Source organism: Neobacillus sp. NRS-1170, from assembly GCF_050468025.1.
Genome location: NZ_JBITPF010000009.1, coordinates 49533 through 64985, shown reverse-complemented (window position 1 = coordinate 64985; position 15453 = coordinate 49533). Strand labels below are relative to the sequence as shown.

Sequence of the window (15453 nt, the reverse complement as noted above, 5' to 3'; positions counted from 1 at the left end):
TAAAAATAAAAAGATTGGAGAATTAGTTATGCATACGATGTGGAAGGGAAGTATCAGCTTTGGGCTTGTCAACATTCCCATCAAGCTTCATACGGCTACAGAGGATAAAGATATTAAGCTTCGGACCCTTCATAATAAATGTCATGCCCCGATTAAGTATGAAAAGATTTGTACAGTGTGTGAAGAGGAAGTAAAACCAGAAGATATTGTCAAGGCATATGAATATACAAAAGGAAAGTTTGTCGTACTTGATCATGATGACCTCGAGAAGCTACGCAAGGAAAACGAAGATAAAGCAGTAGAAATTATTGATTTTGTCAACATGGAAGAGATTGACCCGATTTATTTTGATAGAAGTTATTATATGTCCCCAAATGAAGGGGGAGGCAAAGCCTATTCTTTGCTGCGAAAAGCGCTTCAGGAATCACAGAAAGTGGGTCTTGCCAAAATCATTATTCGTTCAAAAGAACAAATGGCCGTGATCCGTGTATATGAAAACACATTGGTGATGGAAACCATCCATTATCCAGACGAAGTCCGTAAAGCCGGGGATGTACCAAATGTACCTTCAGAAGATAAGGTAACAAAAAAAGAATTGGATACGGCAATCTTATTAATTGATCAATTGACCTCCAATTTTGAACCGGAAAAATACACGGATGAATACCGAACAGCATTGTTGGAATTAATTGAATCAAAACGGAACGGAAAAGAAACGGTAACAGCTGCAGCGAAGGAAGCTCCTTCCAATGTGACTGATTTAATGGCTGCCTTACAGGCATCTATTGATCGAACAAAGCCAAATAAAGCAGCTGCTCCAAAGAAGAAAACAACAGTAAAAATAAAGAAACAAGCATAAGATACGGCAGTTGCCCGATTCGAATTTATCGAGTCGGCTTTTTTCATTCCGTTCTTACATATAGATAGACAGCATACTTTTTTATAAGTATTAGTTTATCAATGAAATCGGAGGAGTGGTAATGGCCTATAATGTACTGATGATTGCCGACCCAGGAATCGATGATTCCTTTGCGATTATGTACGCATTACTAAATCCGAAAATAAACCTGGTAGGAATTGTAAGTGGTTATGGAAATACACCGAAAGAGAAATCGATTAAAAATACAGCCTATTTATTAAATCTGGGCGGCAGAGAGGACATTCCTATTATTGCAGGTACTGCTGGTCCATTATCTGGAGAACTAGTGCGATATTATCCAGAAATCCATGGCCAGGGAGGATTAGGCCCGATTAAACCTCCTGATACTATCAAAAATGTAAAGGTTTATGATATTAATAAAATCCTTGAAATTGTTACTCAATATAAAAACAATATTATTATTGTATCGGTCGGAAGATTAACAGAATTGGCATTAATGTTTATTTTATATGGAAACCAGGCATTAAAGGATGTATCAGCCTTCTATATTATGGGAGGAGCTTTTTTAGTACCTGGGAATATTTCAGCGGAGGCGGAAGCCAACTTTTTTGTCGACCCCATTGCCGCAAATACCGTCATGGAAAAAGCACATAATATTTACTTACATCCATTAAACATTACCAATAAAGCCCTTATATCTCCCGATGTTATTCAGTATATTGGTGAAAATAGCCCTACCCCTTTTAGACCGTTAATAGTTCCAGCATTTGATTACTATTTTAAAGCCTATCAAAAAAATGTACCTGGAATTAAAGGGGCTCCACTTCATGATGTCGTCCCCTTAATGGCTTTAACGGAACCCGATCTGGTCAAATATATACCCAGGAGAGTAAGAGTGGAGGAGTTCGGAACAGCCAAGGGAAAGAGTATCGCTGATTTTCGTCCGCGACCAGAAAAAGAACCGCCAGAATCCCTTGATTACATTGGACTGGATGCGGATTTTCAAAAATTCACAGTCAACTTTATGGAAATATTCTTAAAAGGTAATTTTAATAAAGGGTGATTTTGATTGACAAAAGACAGGATTGGGTATAATATTAAATTACGCTTTAATGTTCGTTAAATATTTATTGGATTAAGTAGTCGTAACTGCACGAATGATGTGGGTGATGTCTATTGCCCCAAAAGTGCAATTGCGGCTTTTTTATTTAAATGTAAAATTGACTTAAAGTGAACAATTTTTTGGGGGTAATATCCATGAAAAACGGTAAAGTAAAATGGTTTAATGCAGAAAAAGGTTTCGGTTTCATTGAAGCTGAAGGCGGTCAAGACGTATTCGTTCACTTCTCAGCTATTCAATCAGAAGGCTTCAAAACATTAGAAGAAGGCCAAGCAGTTTCTTTCGAAATCGTTGAAGGCGCTCGTGGACCACAAGCTGCTAACGTTCAAAAAGCTTAATTTTGTTAATTAAAAGGGTGATGCACTGTTAGGGCATCACCTTTTTATCTATATTCACTTTTTTAATGTACTAAAAACAAGGGGTGAAAGTTGTGGCATTTGGTAGAAGAAATGACGAAGAAATCAAATTAGAGGAAACAAAAATTTGGGTTTGTAGTTCAGAGGATTGTAAATGCTGGATTCGCGACAATTTTAAAAGCAGTGAAGAGCCCCGTTGTCCAATATGCAAAAGTGAAATGAAGCAAACAACAAAAGAGCTTCAGGTCATTCATAATCATAGTAAGAATTTTATGTAAACAGATTTAAAGCAGGGTAAATTGATACCCTGCTTTTTATTATTCAATAGCATTTTCTTTACAATATGTAAGAACCAGCTCTTCCTCATCTTCCTCAAGGGCAAAGTCCAGCACCTTTTCGCTTCCTTTTTCGAAAAAATGATAGGTAGAAAGCTTTGCTTCATTTTGATCCACAACGAAAATGACCTTTAAACCTACACCTTTATCTGAAAAGAGTTCATCTTCTTCATCAATATCTAAATCTAGGAAAAATTCGTAGCGATCCCCAGATAATAAGCCGAAAGGATCTTCTAGTTTTTCTACTGTATGGCCAGTAATGTTCAAGGGTATCATCCTTTATTTTTTATTAGTCTTTATTATTATACACATTTTTATTGAAAATCCGAGAAGTAATCTTAGTTAAATCTTATTTTGGTGAAATAATATTTAGTAGCACCAACTTAACTGGTGCTTTTTTTATTGCTCTTTGTGATCAATTGTCAAAAAACTTTCAAAAACAATCACGAATTGATTGTTTTTGAAAGAAAATGATTGATTTTTGCAATCGGTTTCAGTAATATTAAAGCAAGAAAAGAAATTTCAGGTGGTGATAATATGTTAACACCAGAACGACATCGCGTAATTCTCCAATTATTAAAAGAGAAAAGTGTCGTGAAAATCCAAGAAATTATAGACATAACTAATACCTCGGAATCTACAATCCGCAGGGATTTATCACAATTAGAGGATCAAAAGTTTTTAAAGAGAATTCATGGCGGTGCTTCCAGATTACAGGGCAAACTCCAAGAACCAAGCATGATTGAGAAATCCGCCAAAAACCTTCACGAAAAACGACTGATAGCCAAGTATACCGCAAGTTTGGTGGAGGAGGGAGATTCGATTTACCTTGATGCAGGTTCAACGGTAATTGAAATGATTGAATTCTTACCGCTTAAAAATATTGTGGTAGTGACCAATGGTTTAATGCACTTAACACCGTTATTAAATAAAGGAATTTCAACTTATCTAATCGGTGGACTAATAAAACCGAATACAAATGCTTTTATTGGACGAGGAGCTTTAGCCAGTCTCGACCTGTATCGTTTTGACAAATGCTTTATGGGAGTGAATGGCATTCACCCGCAGTTCGGCTTTACAACACCGGATCAGGAGGAAGCTATGGTTAAGCAGAAGGCAATTTCTCTTTCAAGAGAAGCATATATTTTAGCCGATAATACAAAGTTTGCTGAAATATCATTCGCGAAAATTGCTGACATCCATGAAGCATCTATTATTACTAATGAATTAGAGGAAGAAATACAAAATCAGTATGTAAATAAGACATCCATAAAGGTAGTGACTTCATGATTTACACATTAACGTTAAACCCATCTGTTGACTATATTGTTCAATTGGAAAGCTTTAGTCTGGGAGAATTAAATCGATCGGTAAGTGAAGCAAAGTTTCCAGGAGGTAAAGGGATTAATGTTTCCAGGGTTTTAAAACAATATGGGGCGAAGAGTAAGGCGTTAGGCTTTATAGGTGGTTTTACCGGAGAATATATCGAGCAATCCCTAAATAAAGAAAACATTGAAACAGACTTTGTGAAGGTGGCCGAAGATTCCCGGATCAATATCAAGCTGAAAACAGGCCAAGAATCTGAAATCAATGCCAAGGGGCCTACCATTACCGACCTAGATTTTCATCAGCTAAAGGATAAAATTCGTCAGTTAGGTTCAACCGATTTATTGGTTTTGGCAGGAAGTTTACCTTCCTCTTTGCCTGAAACGACATATGAAGAGCTAGTGAAGATTTGTAGGGAAACGGGAGTGCAATTTGTTGTTGATGCAGAAGGAGACCTGCTAAAAAAAGTTCTCCCTTATAAACCGTTTTTAATCAAACCAAATCATCATGAACTTGGAGAGCTTTTCGACACTGCTTTTACTTTTGCGGAGGAAGTTATCCCATATGGGAAAAAACTTGCCGAAATGGGTGCCCAACATGTAATTGTATCGCTTGCAGACAAGGGTGCTGTATTGATTAGTGAGAACACTGCCTATTTGGCTGAAGTGCCAAAAGGAGAGGTTAAAAATTCCGTTGGAGCAGGAGACTCGATGGTTGCAGGATTCCTGGCAGCTTACGAAAGAACTTCAGACCTCAAAGAAGCTTTTCGATATGGTGTTGCATCAGGTAGTGCAACGGCATTTTCATTTGGATTATGTACAAAAGAAAAAGTAGATGAGCTCCTCTCACAGGTGCATATAAAAGAAATTCTCTAAGGGAGAGAAAAGACGATGAAAATTACTGAATTGTTATCCCAAAATACGATTCTATTAAATATTGAAGGCAATCAAAAAGAAGAGACAATTGATCAACTTGTTTCGGTTCTATTTAAAGCTGGAAAAATCACCGATGAAGCAGAATTTAAAGAAGCGATTTTAAAGCGTGAGTCTCAAAGCACTACAGGAATTGGTGATGGGATTGCCATTCCTCATGCGAAAACAAAAGCGGTTAATGAAGCTGCCATTGTATTTGGTAAATCTGCTTCTGGTGTAAATTATGAATCCTTAGATGGGAAACCAGCACATCTCTTTTTCATGATTGCTGCCCCTGAAGGTGCGAATAATACACATTTGGAAGCATTAGCTCGTCTTTCCGGTATGTTAATGAAAGCTGAAGTACGTTACGAGCTTTTGAAAGCAACCAGAGCTGAGGAAGTTTTGGATACGATTAACCGATTTGATAAAGAAGATAAACAGGAAACGGTAATCTCCAATAAGAAAGATTCAATTGTTGCTGTAACAGGCTGTCCGACTGGTATTGCGCACACCTATATGGCCGCAGATTCTTTAAAAGCCAAGGCTGCCGAAATGGGAGTGGACATTAAGGTTGAAACAAATGGTTCAGGCGGCGCAAAGAATGTTTTAACGAAGGATGATATTGAAAATGCTGCAGCTGTCATTATTGCTGCTGATATCAATGTAGAAATGGAAAGATTCAAAGGCAAACATGTGATTCAAGCTGCCGTTGCCGAGGGAATTCGCCGCCCGGAACAATTAATTAACCGTGCAGTAAAACAGGATGCTCCCATTTATAATGGAAATGGCGGCCAAAATGAAAAAAATTCCGAGCCAAAAACTGCGCGTAAAGGTTTTTATAAGCATCTAATGAACGGTGTATCCAACATGCTTCCGTTTGTTGTCGGTGGTGGGATTTTAATTGCCATCAGCTTTATGTTTGGTTATAATTCCGCTAATCCGGATGATCCTTCCTACAATCCAATTGCAGCTGTAATCAAGGCAATTGGCGGTGATAATGCTTTTGCACTTATCGTCCCTGTTCTTGCCGGTTTTATCGCCCTTAGTATTGCCGATCGTCCAGGTTTCGCTCCAGGTATGGTAGGCGGTATGATGGCAGCTCACGGGGGAGCAGGCTTCCTTGGTGGATTGGTTGCCGGTTTCCTTGCAGGATACATTGTACTACTTTTAAAGAAATTATTTGCAGGACTTCCACGTTCACTTGAGGGAATTAAAAGTATTTTGATTTATCCTTTGTTAGGCATTGCGATTACTGGGTTTTTGATGCACTATGTCGTTAATAATCCAGTGGCCTGGATTAATAAGGAAATTGCCAATTTGTTAACAGATCTAGGAACAGGTAATGCTGTTGTTTTAGGTATTGTCCTTGGCTTAATGATGGCTTTCGATATGGGTGGTCCTGTAAACAAGGCTGCCTACGTATTTGGGACAGGATTATTGGCTAGTGGTGTTTACGGACCTATGGCAGCCATTATGGCTGCAGGTATGGTGCCTCCTCTTGCAATTGCGATTGCCACAACAATCTTTAAAAATAAATTTAATGAACAGGACAGAGATGCAGGTAAAGCATGTTATGTAATGGGTTTATCCTTTATTACAGAAGGAGCAATTCCATTTGCGGCAGCTGACCCGATTCGTGTCATTCCTTCCATTATGGCTGGTTCGGCCATTGCAGGAGCGCTTTCAATGGCATTTGGAATCGGACTCCGTGCCCCGCATGGCGGTATTTTCGTTGTCCCATTAGTAGAAAATGGTGCTTTACTGTATGCAATGGCCATTTTAATTGGCTCAGTAGTATCAGCTCTTTTAATCGGATTCCTTAAGAAACCAGTCAAATAATTTTTGTTAAAAGCCGGCATACCATGTTTGCCGGCAAATTTTTTTTATCATAAAACGAAAGCAGCCGGAATAACATCAGATTGGTATGTGTATTTTTACCTGAGGGGGCATTATCATGAATGATGATTTTGAGAAAACAGCACGATTTGAGCACCGATTCTGGCTCCAAATATTAGGGGATCATTCCCGCTTTATTCTAGAAGCTTTAGCACCCTTTGAAAAAGAGGAAATCGAAAAAGCTGCAGCCTTTATTCAAATTTTTGATAATCTTCTTGGGCAGGCCAAAACAGCAGATGTATTACAATTAACGGTTAATGCTGAAACAGAGGTCCTAAAACTCCGGGAATTTAAATTAAGTTTAATTAAAAGACATTTAATCGCTAAGATAAAAATCCATCTTTCTCCAACTTTTCTTAATCATATGGTCAATGAATTAGAAGAATATTTACGTATCATTACGAACTTAAAATCAGGCCGGCTTCCGCCTGTTTACCATGAGCTTCATCATCATCTCGTTTGGTTATTGGATGCTGCCGGGCATGCCGGAGCGATTTCTTCCAATTTAGACGGAGTGGAAAAAAGACTTAAAGAAAAAAGTGATATGTACACAAAGCATTTTGAGGATTTTTATTTAAAAGCAGTTGAATTGGCTGGCTATTTAAGGACGAACATCACCTCATTCCCAGCCTTGGATAAAATGAATTCAGATGCCGTCTTAGAAATCAAATTATTTCAAAATTTCCTCCATGAAATTGAAGAGTTAGAACTAAGTGCTCAAGCTCTAGGTACGTTTTCACCGCTAATGGCAGATCATATGTCACGTGAAGAATGTTATTACCTCATGAAAATAGCTGAATCAACAAACACAGATATGCCAAATTGTGATCCAGCCAAACCAAGACTAAAAGAATAGGCTCCAGGACCTCCCTGCAGAAAGCGAATGCCCGGAGCGAAAATCAACACTTGTATATCAGAGTCCAAGAATATAGAATTGTAAAAAAAGCTGAGGGCAATTCCTCAGCTTTCTTGCGGTTTAATGGCTTTCAGCGCGACCAGGGCCGCCAAAATACTTAAACTGCTAAGAAGGATAAAAATCCAGTGATTAGAATGCTTCATAAACAAAGCAATAATCGGAGGCCCAGCCGCTACTCCGATAAACCTCATAGAACTGTATATAGATGTTATAGTACCCCGTTCCTCTTTCTCAACCCCTTCGGTAATTAAGGCATCGAGACAAGGGAGACCGATACCAATTCCTACCCCGCTTATTAAAAACATTGTGAGCATATACCACAGCTGAATGGAAAACCAGAGGGCAGCGATAGAAAATGCAGCAGCAACCATTCCGCCAAAGGTTAACCATTTCATTAATACTTTATTTTTTTTAATAACCTTGCCGCTAATAAAGGATGATAAGCAAAGTGCCCCAAGCGGTAATGCTAAAAAGAAACCTTTTTTGATATCCTTTATCCCATATTTCGTTTCAAATATTTCAGACAGGTAGAAGAGAATTCCAAATAGGACGAGCATGAGAATGCCGCCAATAAAAAAGATGGCATAAAGCCAACGCCCTTTTTCCGTAAAGGTTTTCTTGACATTTATAAAAAAATCCTTAAACGGGACTGGTTTAGCAGATGTTTTGGGACATTTAACAAGAAAAATCATCATTAACACAGAAATAAAACAAAAAACTGGAAAAGAGAAAAAAGGTAAAAACCAAATAAATCCGGCTAAAAATGCACCCAAAATCGGACTTAATACTTTTCCAAAGGTGTTGGAGGTTTCAATTAAACCAAGTGTACAGCTGACATCGTCGTCTTTCTTAAACATGTCGCCGACGAGTGGCATAACAATTGGGGCTGCTCCGGCAGCACCCACACCTTGAAGTGCACGTCCAATTAAAATCAGCCAATAAGCATTATCAAATTTCCATGCTGCCCAGCCAGATAGCAGTCCGCCAATTCCGGCGATAATAAGACTTGGAATAATGACCTTCTTTCTCCCTATATGATCAGATAAATATCCGGCTACTGGGATTAAAAAAATAGCAACGATGGAATATACCGTAATGATCATACTGGTTTGAAAAGAGGAAATCGATAATTTATTTTCCATAGTTGGTAAAACTGGAATTAACATCGAATTTCCTAAGGTCATCACTAATGGAATGGAAGATAGCGAGATAATAGCCCACTTTTGACTTGAAACCTCATTGGACTTCTTTTGCCCTGCCCGAGACTGTTTCTTTTTTGCATCTCGTGGATTTTGGCCTAACCGTTCAATATGTTCCATTAATCTTCGATCCCGCCTTAAATTATTTTCTACTGTTAATATTCACTTAATCAGTTTTAAAAAACTAATCCTTTAAATGGAAGTTGATTCAAGTATCTTAATGATGATTTTGAAGATTAAAAAAATTTACAGTTGACAATGAAGGTTGCATTGTAATAATATAATAAACAATAATATGAACGTAAGGCATTGACGAAGAGTAGTACCTTTAACGGATTCTCAAGAGAGCTGATGGTTGGTGTAAATCAGTGTTGACGTTTAAGGGAATGGACTTCCGAGCCTCCAAACCGAACCTCCTTGATTGGTCAGTAGGCTTTGGCGAAGATCTCATCGTTACAAGAGACAGATATTAAAGCTTTTTGCTTCGATATCGGTAAAGTGAGCTAATTTTTTAGCTAATGAAGGTGGCACCACGGGTCTTCCGTCCTTTTTTGGATGGAGGGCCCTTTTTGTATTTATAAATCAATATTGAAATATCGTTGAACAAGAGGAGTACACAATTTTGTTTCTTTCCAGAGAGTCGGGGATGGTGAGAGCCCGATAAGAAAGGAATTGTGGAATGGACTTGTGAGAGGCATCTTGAACAAAAAGTAGGGATGCACGGAATTCCACCGTTAAAAGGATAGGATATCGAATGAAATTATTCTGTATCCGAAAGAGGAAGCAGGTTTGTTCCTGCTTCAAATGGAGGTGGCACCACGGTCCGAGAATCGTCCTCTATATGCGCAATTTTTCCATGCGCATATAGAGGGCGATTTTTTTTATTCAGAAGGGAGCTTGATCATGACAACTAAATCCAAATATATCGTACAGGAAATAAAAGGAGATACTCTCACACCGATTTCGATTTTACAAAAAATCAGCGGTAACAAAAAATTCTTGTTGGAAAGTTCGCATAAATACAATGACTCGGGCCGCTATTCCTTTATTGGTTCAGATCCAGCCTTTGAGCTAATTTCAAAAGGGGATTGTAATGAAATTTTCAATCGTATTGGTGAAAAAAAAGTAGTGCAGGGAAATCCAATCGAGGTTTTAAAGGAGCTTTTACCTCATAAAAGCCTTAAAGAGCTGCCTTTTCCGTTTATTGGAGGAGCAGTTGGATATGTAGGATACGACATTATCCGGCAGTATGAAATTATTGGAGAAGAATTCCCAAATGGAATGGAAATGCCGGATGTTCACTTAATGTTTTATGAAGAAGTTATCGTTTTTGACCATCTTGAAGAAAAGGTTATGATTTGCGGATGTCAGCTTTCTAAAGAGAATCCGATAACAGAAATAGAAAAACGGATTGATCAGAGAATTGAAGAACTAAAAAAGCCTACTTTCTATCAAAACGAGGAGCCATTTAAATTTACTGGTTTTTATTCTGAAACGAGTCAAGAGGTCTTTATCAAAAATGTTGAGATAGCAAAAGAGCATATTTTAGCAGGTGATATTTTTCAAGTGGTCCTTTCGAGAAGAATGAAGTCAGCTTTTGCAGGAGACCCTTTATCCCTTTACCGGAAGCATCGAGCACATAATCCAACTCCGTATATGTTCTACATCGATTTTGATGCCTATACCGTAATTGGGTCATCACCCGAAAGCTTAATAAAAACAAGGGGGACTACAGTCATTTCCAATCCAATCGCTGGTACAAAAAGACGTGGCAGGACCAGTGAAGAAGATTCAAAAATAGAAGAGGAATTAAAAAATGATGAAAAAGAATTAGCTGAACATAAGATGCTGGTCGATCTTGGCCGAAATGATCTCGGGAAAATCTGTGAGTTCGGTACCGTTCAAGTTGATAAGTATATGGCAGTTGAAAAATACCGTCATGTGATGCACTTGGTATCAGAAGTGAGCGGGGTTCTTAATTCGGATAAAACAGCGATTGATGCCTTGGCAGCATGCTTACCGGCAGGGACTGTTTCAGGAGCCCCAAAAGTTAGGGCAATGGAGATTATCAACTCATTAGAAAAGTCAAAAAGAGGGCTATATTCAGGTGCGATTGGATATGTTTCGGCTAGCGGAAATATGGATTTTGCCTTGGCTATCAGAACGACGATTTTAAAGGAGGGCATTGCCTATATTCAAGCTGGTGCAGGGATTGTGTACGACTCGAACCCGGAATCAGAATATCAAGAAACGTTAAATAAATTAAATTCCTTTTTGGAGGGTGAGAAATGATTTTATTGATTGATAACTTCGACTCATTCACCTACAACCTTTATCAGTATTTAGGTGAAATTGGGGAAAAGGTTGAGGTAATTAGAAACAACCAAATCACCGTTGACAAAATTAAAGAGTTAAAACCTAAAGCGATAATTCTTTCACCCGGGCCAGGTAAACCTGAGGATGCCGGAATTTGTATTGAAGTGATTCAAACCTATTATAAACAGTACCCAATCTTAGGAATCTGCCTTGGCCATCAGGCGATTGGAGCGGCTTTCGGAGGGGAAATTCAAAGGGCTGAATTAATCAAACATGGTAAAACATCCATCATTTCTCACAATGGTGAAGGAGTTTTTAAAGACCTGCCGGACGTATTGGAAGTCATGCGCTATCACTCCTTGATTATTGAGAAATGCAGTATGCCTGAAGTCCTTCAAAGTGTTGCAGAGTCAAATGATGACCAAGAAATTATGGCGATTAAGCATCGGAAATATCCAGTCTATGGTCTGCAGTTTCATCCGGAGTCAATTGGAACACCAGCTGGGAAACAAATTTTGAAAAACTTTTTACTTGAGATTGAAAGGATGAGGACGAATGAAGAATTATTTACTCCAGTTAGCTGAGCGTGAATCATTTTCTGAAAGCCAGATGAAAGAAGCAGTCGATTTCATCTTAGGTGAAGAAGTTTCAGAATCAGAAATAGCTGCTTTTCTAATGGGGTTGAAGTCCAAAGGAGAAACAGTTGATGAAATAACGGGCATTGTCAAAGCAATGAAGGCCAATACCCTGAACTTTAAAAAGAGATTGCCAGGTGTAATTGATAATTGTGGAACAGGAGGGGATGGTTCCTCGAGCTTTAATGTCAGCACGACCTCTGCTTTTGTAATTGCTGGCGCCGGAATCCCTGTTGCCAAACATGGAAATAGGAGTGTTTCGAGCAAGACAGGAAGTGCCGATGTTCTAGAGTACTTAGGGGTGAATTTAAATCTGACAGCAGAAAGAACAGAAGAAATTCTTCAAGAAATAGGATTATCCTTTTTATTTGCACCGAATGTCCATCCAAAATTGAAAAAAGTAATGACCGTTCGAAAACAATTGAAAATACCAACAGTGTTTAATTTTATCGGACCGCTGACAAATCCGATTGATTTAGACTATCAAATGCTCGGTGTGTATCGAAGAGACTTAATAAATGTGTTTGCCGATGCTCTAAAGAAGCTGGGCCGTAAACGAGCCATTGTCATTAATGGGGCAGGTTTTATGGACGAAGCTTCCCTCCAAGGAGAAAACTATCTAACTCTTTTAGAGGATGGAATCATAACGAGCCAATCCTTCCATCCAGAAGAGGTCAATCTCCCGCAATATGATAATAGTTGTATCAAGGGCGGGGATTCAAAAGATAATGCCGAAATATTAGTCAGAGTGTTAAAAGGTGAAAAAGGTGCTTACCGTGATACGGTATTGCTTAATGCAGGAATGGGGATTTTTACAGCGGGCAAAGCAAATTCCATTAAGGACGGAATTCTAGCTGCTAGGGAAATCATTGATTCCGGTGCTGCTTATGAAAAATTAACTAGCTTAATTGAAAAATCCCAAGCATCCGGTAAGAAAGAGGCGATTTAAGTGGAAACAATCTTAGATGAAATTATTGCTCAAAAGAAAAAAGAACTTCCCTTACTCCTTCAAGGGAGACAGTCATTGCATTCCGTTGTACGCCAGAGAAGGTCGTTTATTCAAAAGCTGCAAACAGCTGAAGAAATTTCCATTATATCCGAATTTAAGCGGGCATCGCCTTCTAAAGGAATTATTAACGATAAGATTCCACCAGCCATTCAGGCAGGTTTATATGAAGAATATGGAGCTTCCGCGATTTCTGTCCTGACGGATCAAAGCTTTTTTAAAGGTTCATTTTCAGATTTGCTGACGGTTCGAAACACAGTGAACCTGCCGATTCTATGTAAAGACTTTATTATTGATCAAGTTCAAATTGATTTTGCAGCAGCTCATGGCGCAGACATTGTTTTGCTAATTGTTGCAGCATTAGACGAATTTAAGTTAATGGAACTTTTTCAATACGCAAAGGGCAAAGGGTTGGAAGTATTGGTGGAGGTTCACAATCTGGTGGAACTGGAAACGGCCCTGAAAACTGGTGCCAAGCTTATTGGCGTAAATAATCGTGACTTAAAAACCTTTCACGTCTCGTTGGAAGTTACAGAGCAATTAGCAACTGTTGTAAGAGATGCGGGTGCCTATCTCATAAGTGAGAGTGGCATCCACTGTCAAGAAGATGTGGAACGGGTAAGAAATGCAGGTGCAAATGGAATCTTAGTCGGGGAGGCTTTCATGAAAAGTGCAGACGTGAAACAATCCTTTTTGGATTTTCGCTTACCTCTGAAGGAAGGTGCACGAAGATGAAAGTAAAAATTTGCGGGATTTCCGATGTGGAAACAGGAATTGCGGCCGCCCAATTTGGTGCTGATGCCATGGGGTTTGTATTTGCAGAAAGTAAAAGGAAGGTTTCGGTTGATAAGGCAAAAGAAATAGCTGCCTTTTTACCTAAAGAAGTGTTTAAAGTTGGGGTATTTGTTAATGAATCAAAGGAAGAAATAGAAAGAATTGCGTCCGTTGTCGGCCTTACTCATATCCAATTACACGGTGATGAAAGTGCTTCTTATAGCGAATCACTATCATTACCAGTAATCAAAGCCATTAGCTTTCAGGGAAATGAGAATTTAGAAACCTATAAGAATTTTCCGAGTGACTATTTGTTACTTGACAGTCCAAAAGGAAAATATCGAGGTGGAAATGGCACTGTTTTTAATTGGAGCGAGGTCAATTTAAGTCTAATAAATCGAAAACGGGTCATTCTTGCCGGAGGATTGCACGCAGGCAATGTGGAAGAGGCCATCCATATAATTCAACCCTTTATGGTTGATGTAAGCTCAGGAGTCGAGACGGATGGAAAAAAGGATCTCCAGAAGATAAAAACATTTATTGAAAAGGTAAAAGGAAGCTTAATTGGAGGGATTACAAAATGAACACATATACATTACCAAACGAAAAAGGCCATTTTGGCATTTTCGGCGGAAGATTCGTACCAGAAACACTTATGAAGGCAGTCATTGAGCTTGGTGAGGCTTATGAAGATGCAAAGAAGGACCCCAGCTTTCACGCTGAAATTCAAAGATTATTAAAAGATTATGTGGGGAGAGAAACTCCATTATACTTTGCCGAGAATCTTACAAAGCATGCTGGGGGAGCTAGAATTTTTCTAAAACGCGAGGATTTAAATCATACGGGTGCACACAAGATTAACAATGCGATTGGTCAGGCACTTCTTGCGGTACGAATGGGGAAAAGAAAGATTGTTGCTGAAACAGGTGCCGGGCAGCATGGTGTGGCAACGGCAACGGTTTGTGCTTTATTAAATCTTGATTGCATCATCTTTATGGGTGAGGAAGATATCAAAAGGCAGGCACTAAATGTGTTTCGGATGGAATTGCTGGGTGCAAAGGTTGTGAGTGTGACATCTGGTAGTGCTACCTTAAAAGATGCTGTGAACGAGGCCTTAAGGTACTGGGTTGCCAATGTCGATGATACCCACTATTTATTAGGGTCTGTAATGGGGCCGCACCCATTTCCACAAATGGTTAGGGACTTTCAAAGTGTAATCGGCAAAGAAACAAAAGAACAATTTTATAAGCTTGAAGGAAAGCTTCCTGATGCAGTTGTCGCCTGCATCGGCGGCGGAAGTAATGCAATGGGCATGTTCCATCCGTTTATTGAGAATGAGGAAGTCAAGCTTTATGGCGTAGAAGCAGCTGGTCGAGGTGTTGATACAGAATATCATGCTGCTTCTTTAACAAAAGGCAAACCAGGCGTATTACATGGGTCTTTAATGTATTTACTTCAGGATCAAAATGGTCAGATTCAAGAAGCCCATTCGATTTCCGCGGGTCTTGATTATCCTGGTGTGGGACCAGAACACAGCTATTTAAAAGATATCGGCCGGGCAAACTATCAATCTATCACCGATAAAGAGGCACTAGACGCCTTTCAGCTTTTATCAAAGCTGGAGGGAATCATTCCGGCACTTGAAAGTTCCCATGCGGTTGCCTTTGCTGTAAAACTTGCAGCAGAAATGGATACTACTGAAAGTATTGTTATCTGCTTGTCCGGACGCGGTGACAAAGATGTGGATGCTGTGAAAAACAGGCTTGAGGGGGAGAAATAA

The 15453-nt window shown here is 39.1% G+C and carries 16 protein-coding genes and 2 other annotated features; of the genes, 14 read left to right on the top strand and 2 right to left on the bottom strand.

Going from position 1 to position 15453, the window contains the following annotated elements:
- Positions 1-28: 28 nt before the first annotated feature.
- The 4 genes from ACIFOT_RS02645 to ACIFOT_RS02630 all read left to right on the top strand — a co-directional run bounded on the left by ACIFOT_RS02645 (position 29) and on the right by ACIFOT_RS02630 (position 2634).
- On the top strand, positions 29-859 hold the full coding sequence (locus ACIFOT_RS02645) for a Ku protein (protein ID WP_430061380.1): 831 nt from the start codon (positions 29-31) through the stop codon (positions 857-859).
- Positions 860-980: 121 nt separating this feature from the next.
- The gene (locus tag ACIFOT_RS02640) at positions 981-1943 is read left to right on the top strand and encodes a nucleoside hydrolase (protein ID WP_430061378.1); all 963 of its coding nucleotides are present in this window, start codon (positions 981-983) and stop codon (positions 1941-1943) included.
- A 194-nt stretch (positions 1944-2137) separates the two neighbouring features.
- On the top strand, positions 2138-2338 hold the full coding sequence (locus ACIFOT_RS02635) for a cold-shock protein (RefSeq protein ID WP_335443164.1): 201 nt from the start codon (positions 2138-2140) through the stop codon (positions 2336-2338).
- A gap of 92 nt (positions 2339-2430) precedes the next feature.
- Positions 2431-2634, top strand: a complete 204-nt coding sequence (locus ACIFOT_RS02630; protein ID WP_430061376.1) for a cold-shock protein — start codon at positions 2431-2433, stop codon at positions 2632-2634.
- 39 nt (positions 2635-2673) lie between these two features.
- On the opposite strand, the gene ACIFOT_RS02625 is transcribed toward ACIFOT_RS02630, so the two are convergent.
- Positions 2674-2967 (bottom strand): DUF6509 family protein, encoded by a 294-nt coding sequence (locus ACIFOT_RS02625; RefSeq protein ID WP_430061374.1) that lies wholly within the window; start codon positions 2965-2967, stop codon positions 2674-2676.
- Positions 2968-3228: 261 nt separating this feature from the next.
- On the opposite strand from ACIFOT_RS02625, the gene ACIFOT_RS02620 reads away from it, so the two are divergent.
- The 4 genes from ACIFOT_RS02620 to ACIFOT_RS02605 all read left to right on the top strand — a co-directional run bounded on the left by ACIFOT_RS02620 (position 3229) and on the right by ACIFOT_RS02605 (position 7683).
- Positions 3229-3981, top strand: a complete 753-nt coding sequence (locus ACIFOT_RS02620) for a DeoR/GlpR family DNA-binding transcription regulator (RefSeq protein WP_430061372.1) — start codon at positions 3229-3231, stop codon at positions 3979-3981.
- Complete coding sequence (gene pfkB / locus ACIFOT_RS02615; protein WP_430061370.1) at positions 3978-4892, top strand: 1-phosphofructokinase; 915 nt, start codon at positions 3978-3980, stop codon at positions 4890-4892. The genes ACIFOT_RS02620 and pfkB overlap by 4 nt, the downstream gene beginning before the upstream one ends.
- A gap of 15 nt (positions 4893-4907) precedes the next feature.
- Positions 4908-6770 (top strand): PTS fructose transporter subunit IIABC, encoded by a 1863-nt coding sequence (locus ACIFOT_RS02610; protein ID WP_430061368.1) that lies wholly within the window; start codon positions 4908-4910, stop codon positions 6768-6770.
- Between the two features lie 115 nt (positions 6771-6885).
- Positions 6886-7683 carry a DUF2935 domain-containing protein gene (locus ACIFOT_RS02605; RefSeq protein WP_430061366.1) on the top strand — a complete coding sequence of 266 codons (798 nt, stop codon included), beginning with the start codon at positions 6886-6888 and terminating at the stop codon, positions 7681-7683.
- Between the two features lie 104 nt (positions 7684-7787).
- On the opposite strand, the gene ACIFOT_RS02600 is transcribed toward ACIFOT_RS02605, so the two are convergent.
- Entirely contained in the window at positions 7788-9062 is a 1275-nt protein-coding gene (locus ACIFOT_RS02600; RefSeq protein ID WP_430061364.1) for an MFS transporter, read from the bottom strand.
- Positions 9063-9242: 180 nt separating this feature from the next.
- Positions 9243-9494, top strand: a binding site (T-box leader).
- A gap of 38 nt (positions 9495-9532) precedes the next feature.
- Positions 9533-9783, top strand: a binding site (T-box leader).
- A 62-nt stretch (positions 9784-9845) separates the two neighbouring features.
- On the opposite strand from ACIFOT_RS02600, the gene trpE reads away from it, so the two are divergent.
- From trpE to trpB, 6 genes are read left to right on the top strand one after another with little or no spacing between them, the layout of a single operon-like run.
- The gene (gene trpE, locus ACIFOT_RS02595; protein WP_430061362.1) at positions 9846-11234 is read left to right on the top strand and encodes an anthranilate synthase component I; all 1389 of its coding nucleotides are present in this window, start codon (positions 9846-9848) and stop codon (positions 11232-11234) included.
- Positions 11231-11842 carry an anthranilate synthase component II gene (locus ACIFOT_RS02590; protein WP_430061360.1) on the top strand — a complete coding sequence of 204 codons (612 nt, stop codon included), beginning with the start codon at positions 11231-11233 and terminating at the stop codon, positions 11840-11842. Before trpE ends, ACIFOT_RS02590 begins: the two co-directional genes overlap by 4 nt.
- Positions 11814-12842, top strand: a complete 1029-nt coding sequence (trpD, locus tag ACIFOT_RS02585; protein WP_430061358.1) for an anthranilate phosphoribosyltransferase — start codon at positions 11814-11816, stop codon at positions 12840-12842. Before ACIFOT_RS02590 ends, trpD begins: the two co-directional genes overlap by 29 nt.
- Positions 12843-13634: an indole-3-glycerol phosphate synthase TrpC gene (gene trpC / locus ACIFOT_RS02580; protein ID WP_430061356.1), complete on the top strand. Its 792-nt coding sequence runs from the start codon at positions 12843-12845 to the stop codon at positions 13632-13634.
- Complete coding sequence (locus ACIFOT_RS02575) at positions 13631-14257, top strand: phosphoribosylanthranilate isomerase (RefSeq protein WP_430061354.1); 627 nt, start codon at positions 13631-13633, stop codon at positions 14255-14257. The genes trpC and ACIFOT_RS02575 overlap by 4 nt, the downstream gene beginning before the upstream one ends.
- A complete protein-coding gene (trpB, locus tag ACIFOT_RS02570; protein ID WP_430061352.1) occupies positions 14254-15453 on the top strand; it encodes a tryptophan synthase subunit beta in 1200 nt (399 codons plus the stop codon). The genes ACIFOT_RS02575 and trpB overlap by 4 nt, the downstream gene beginning before the upstream one ends.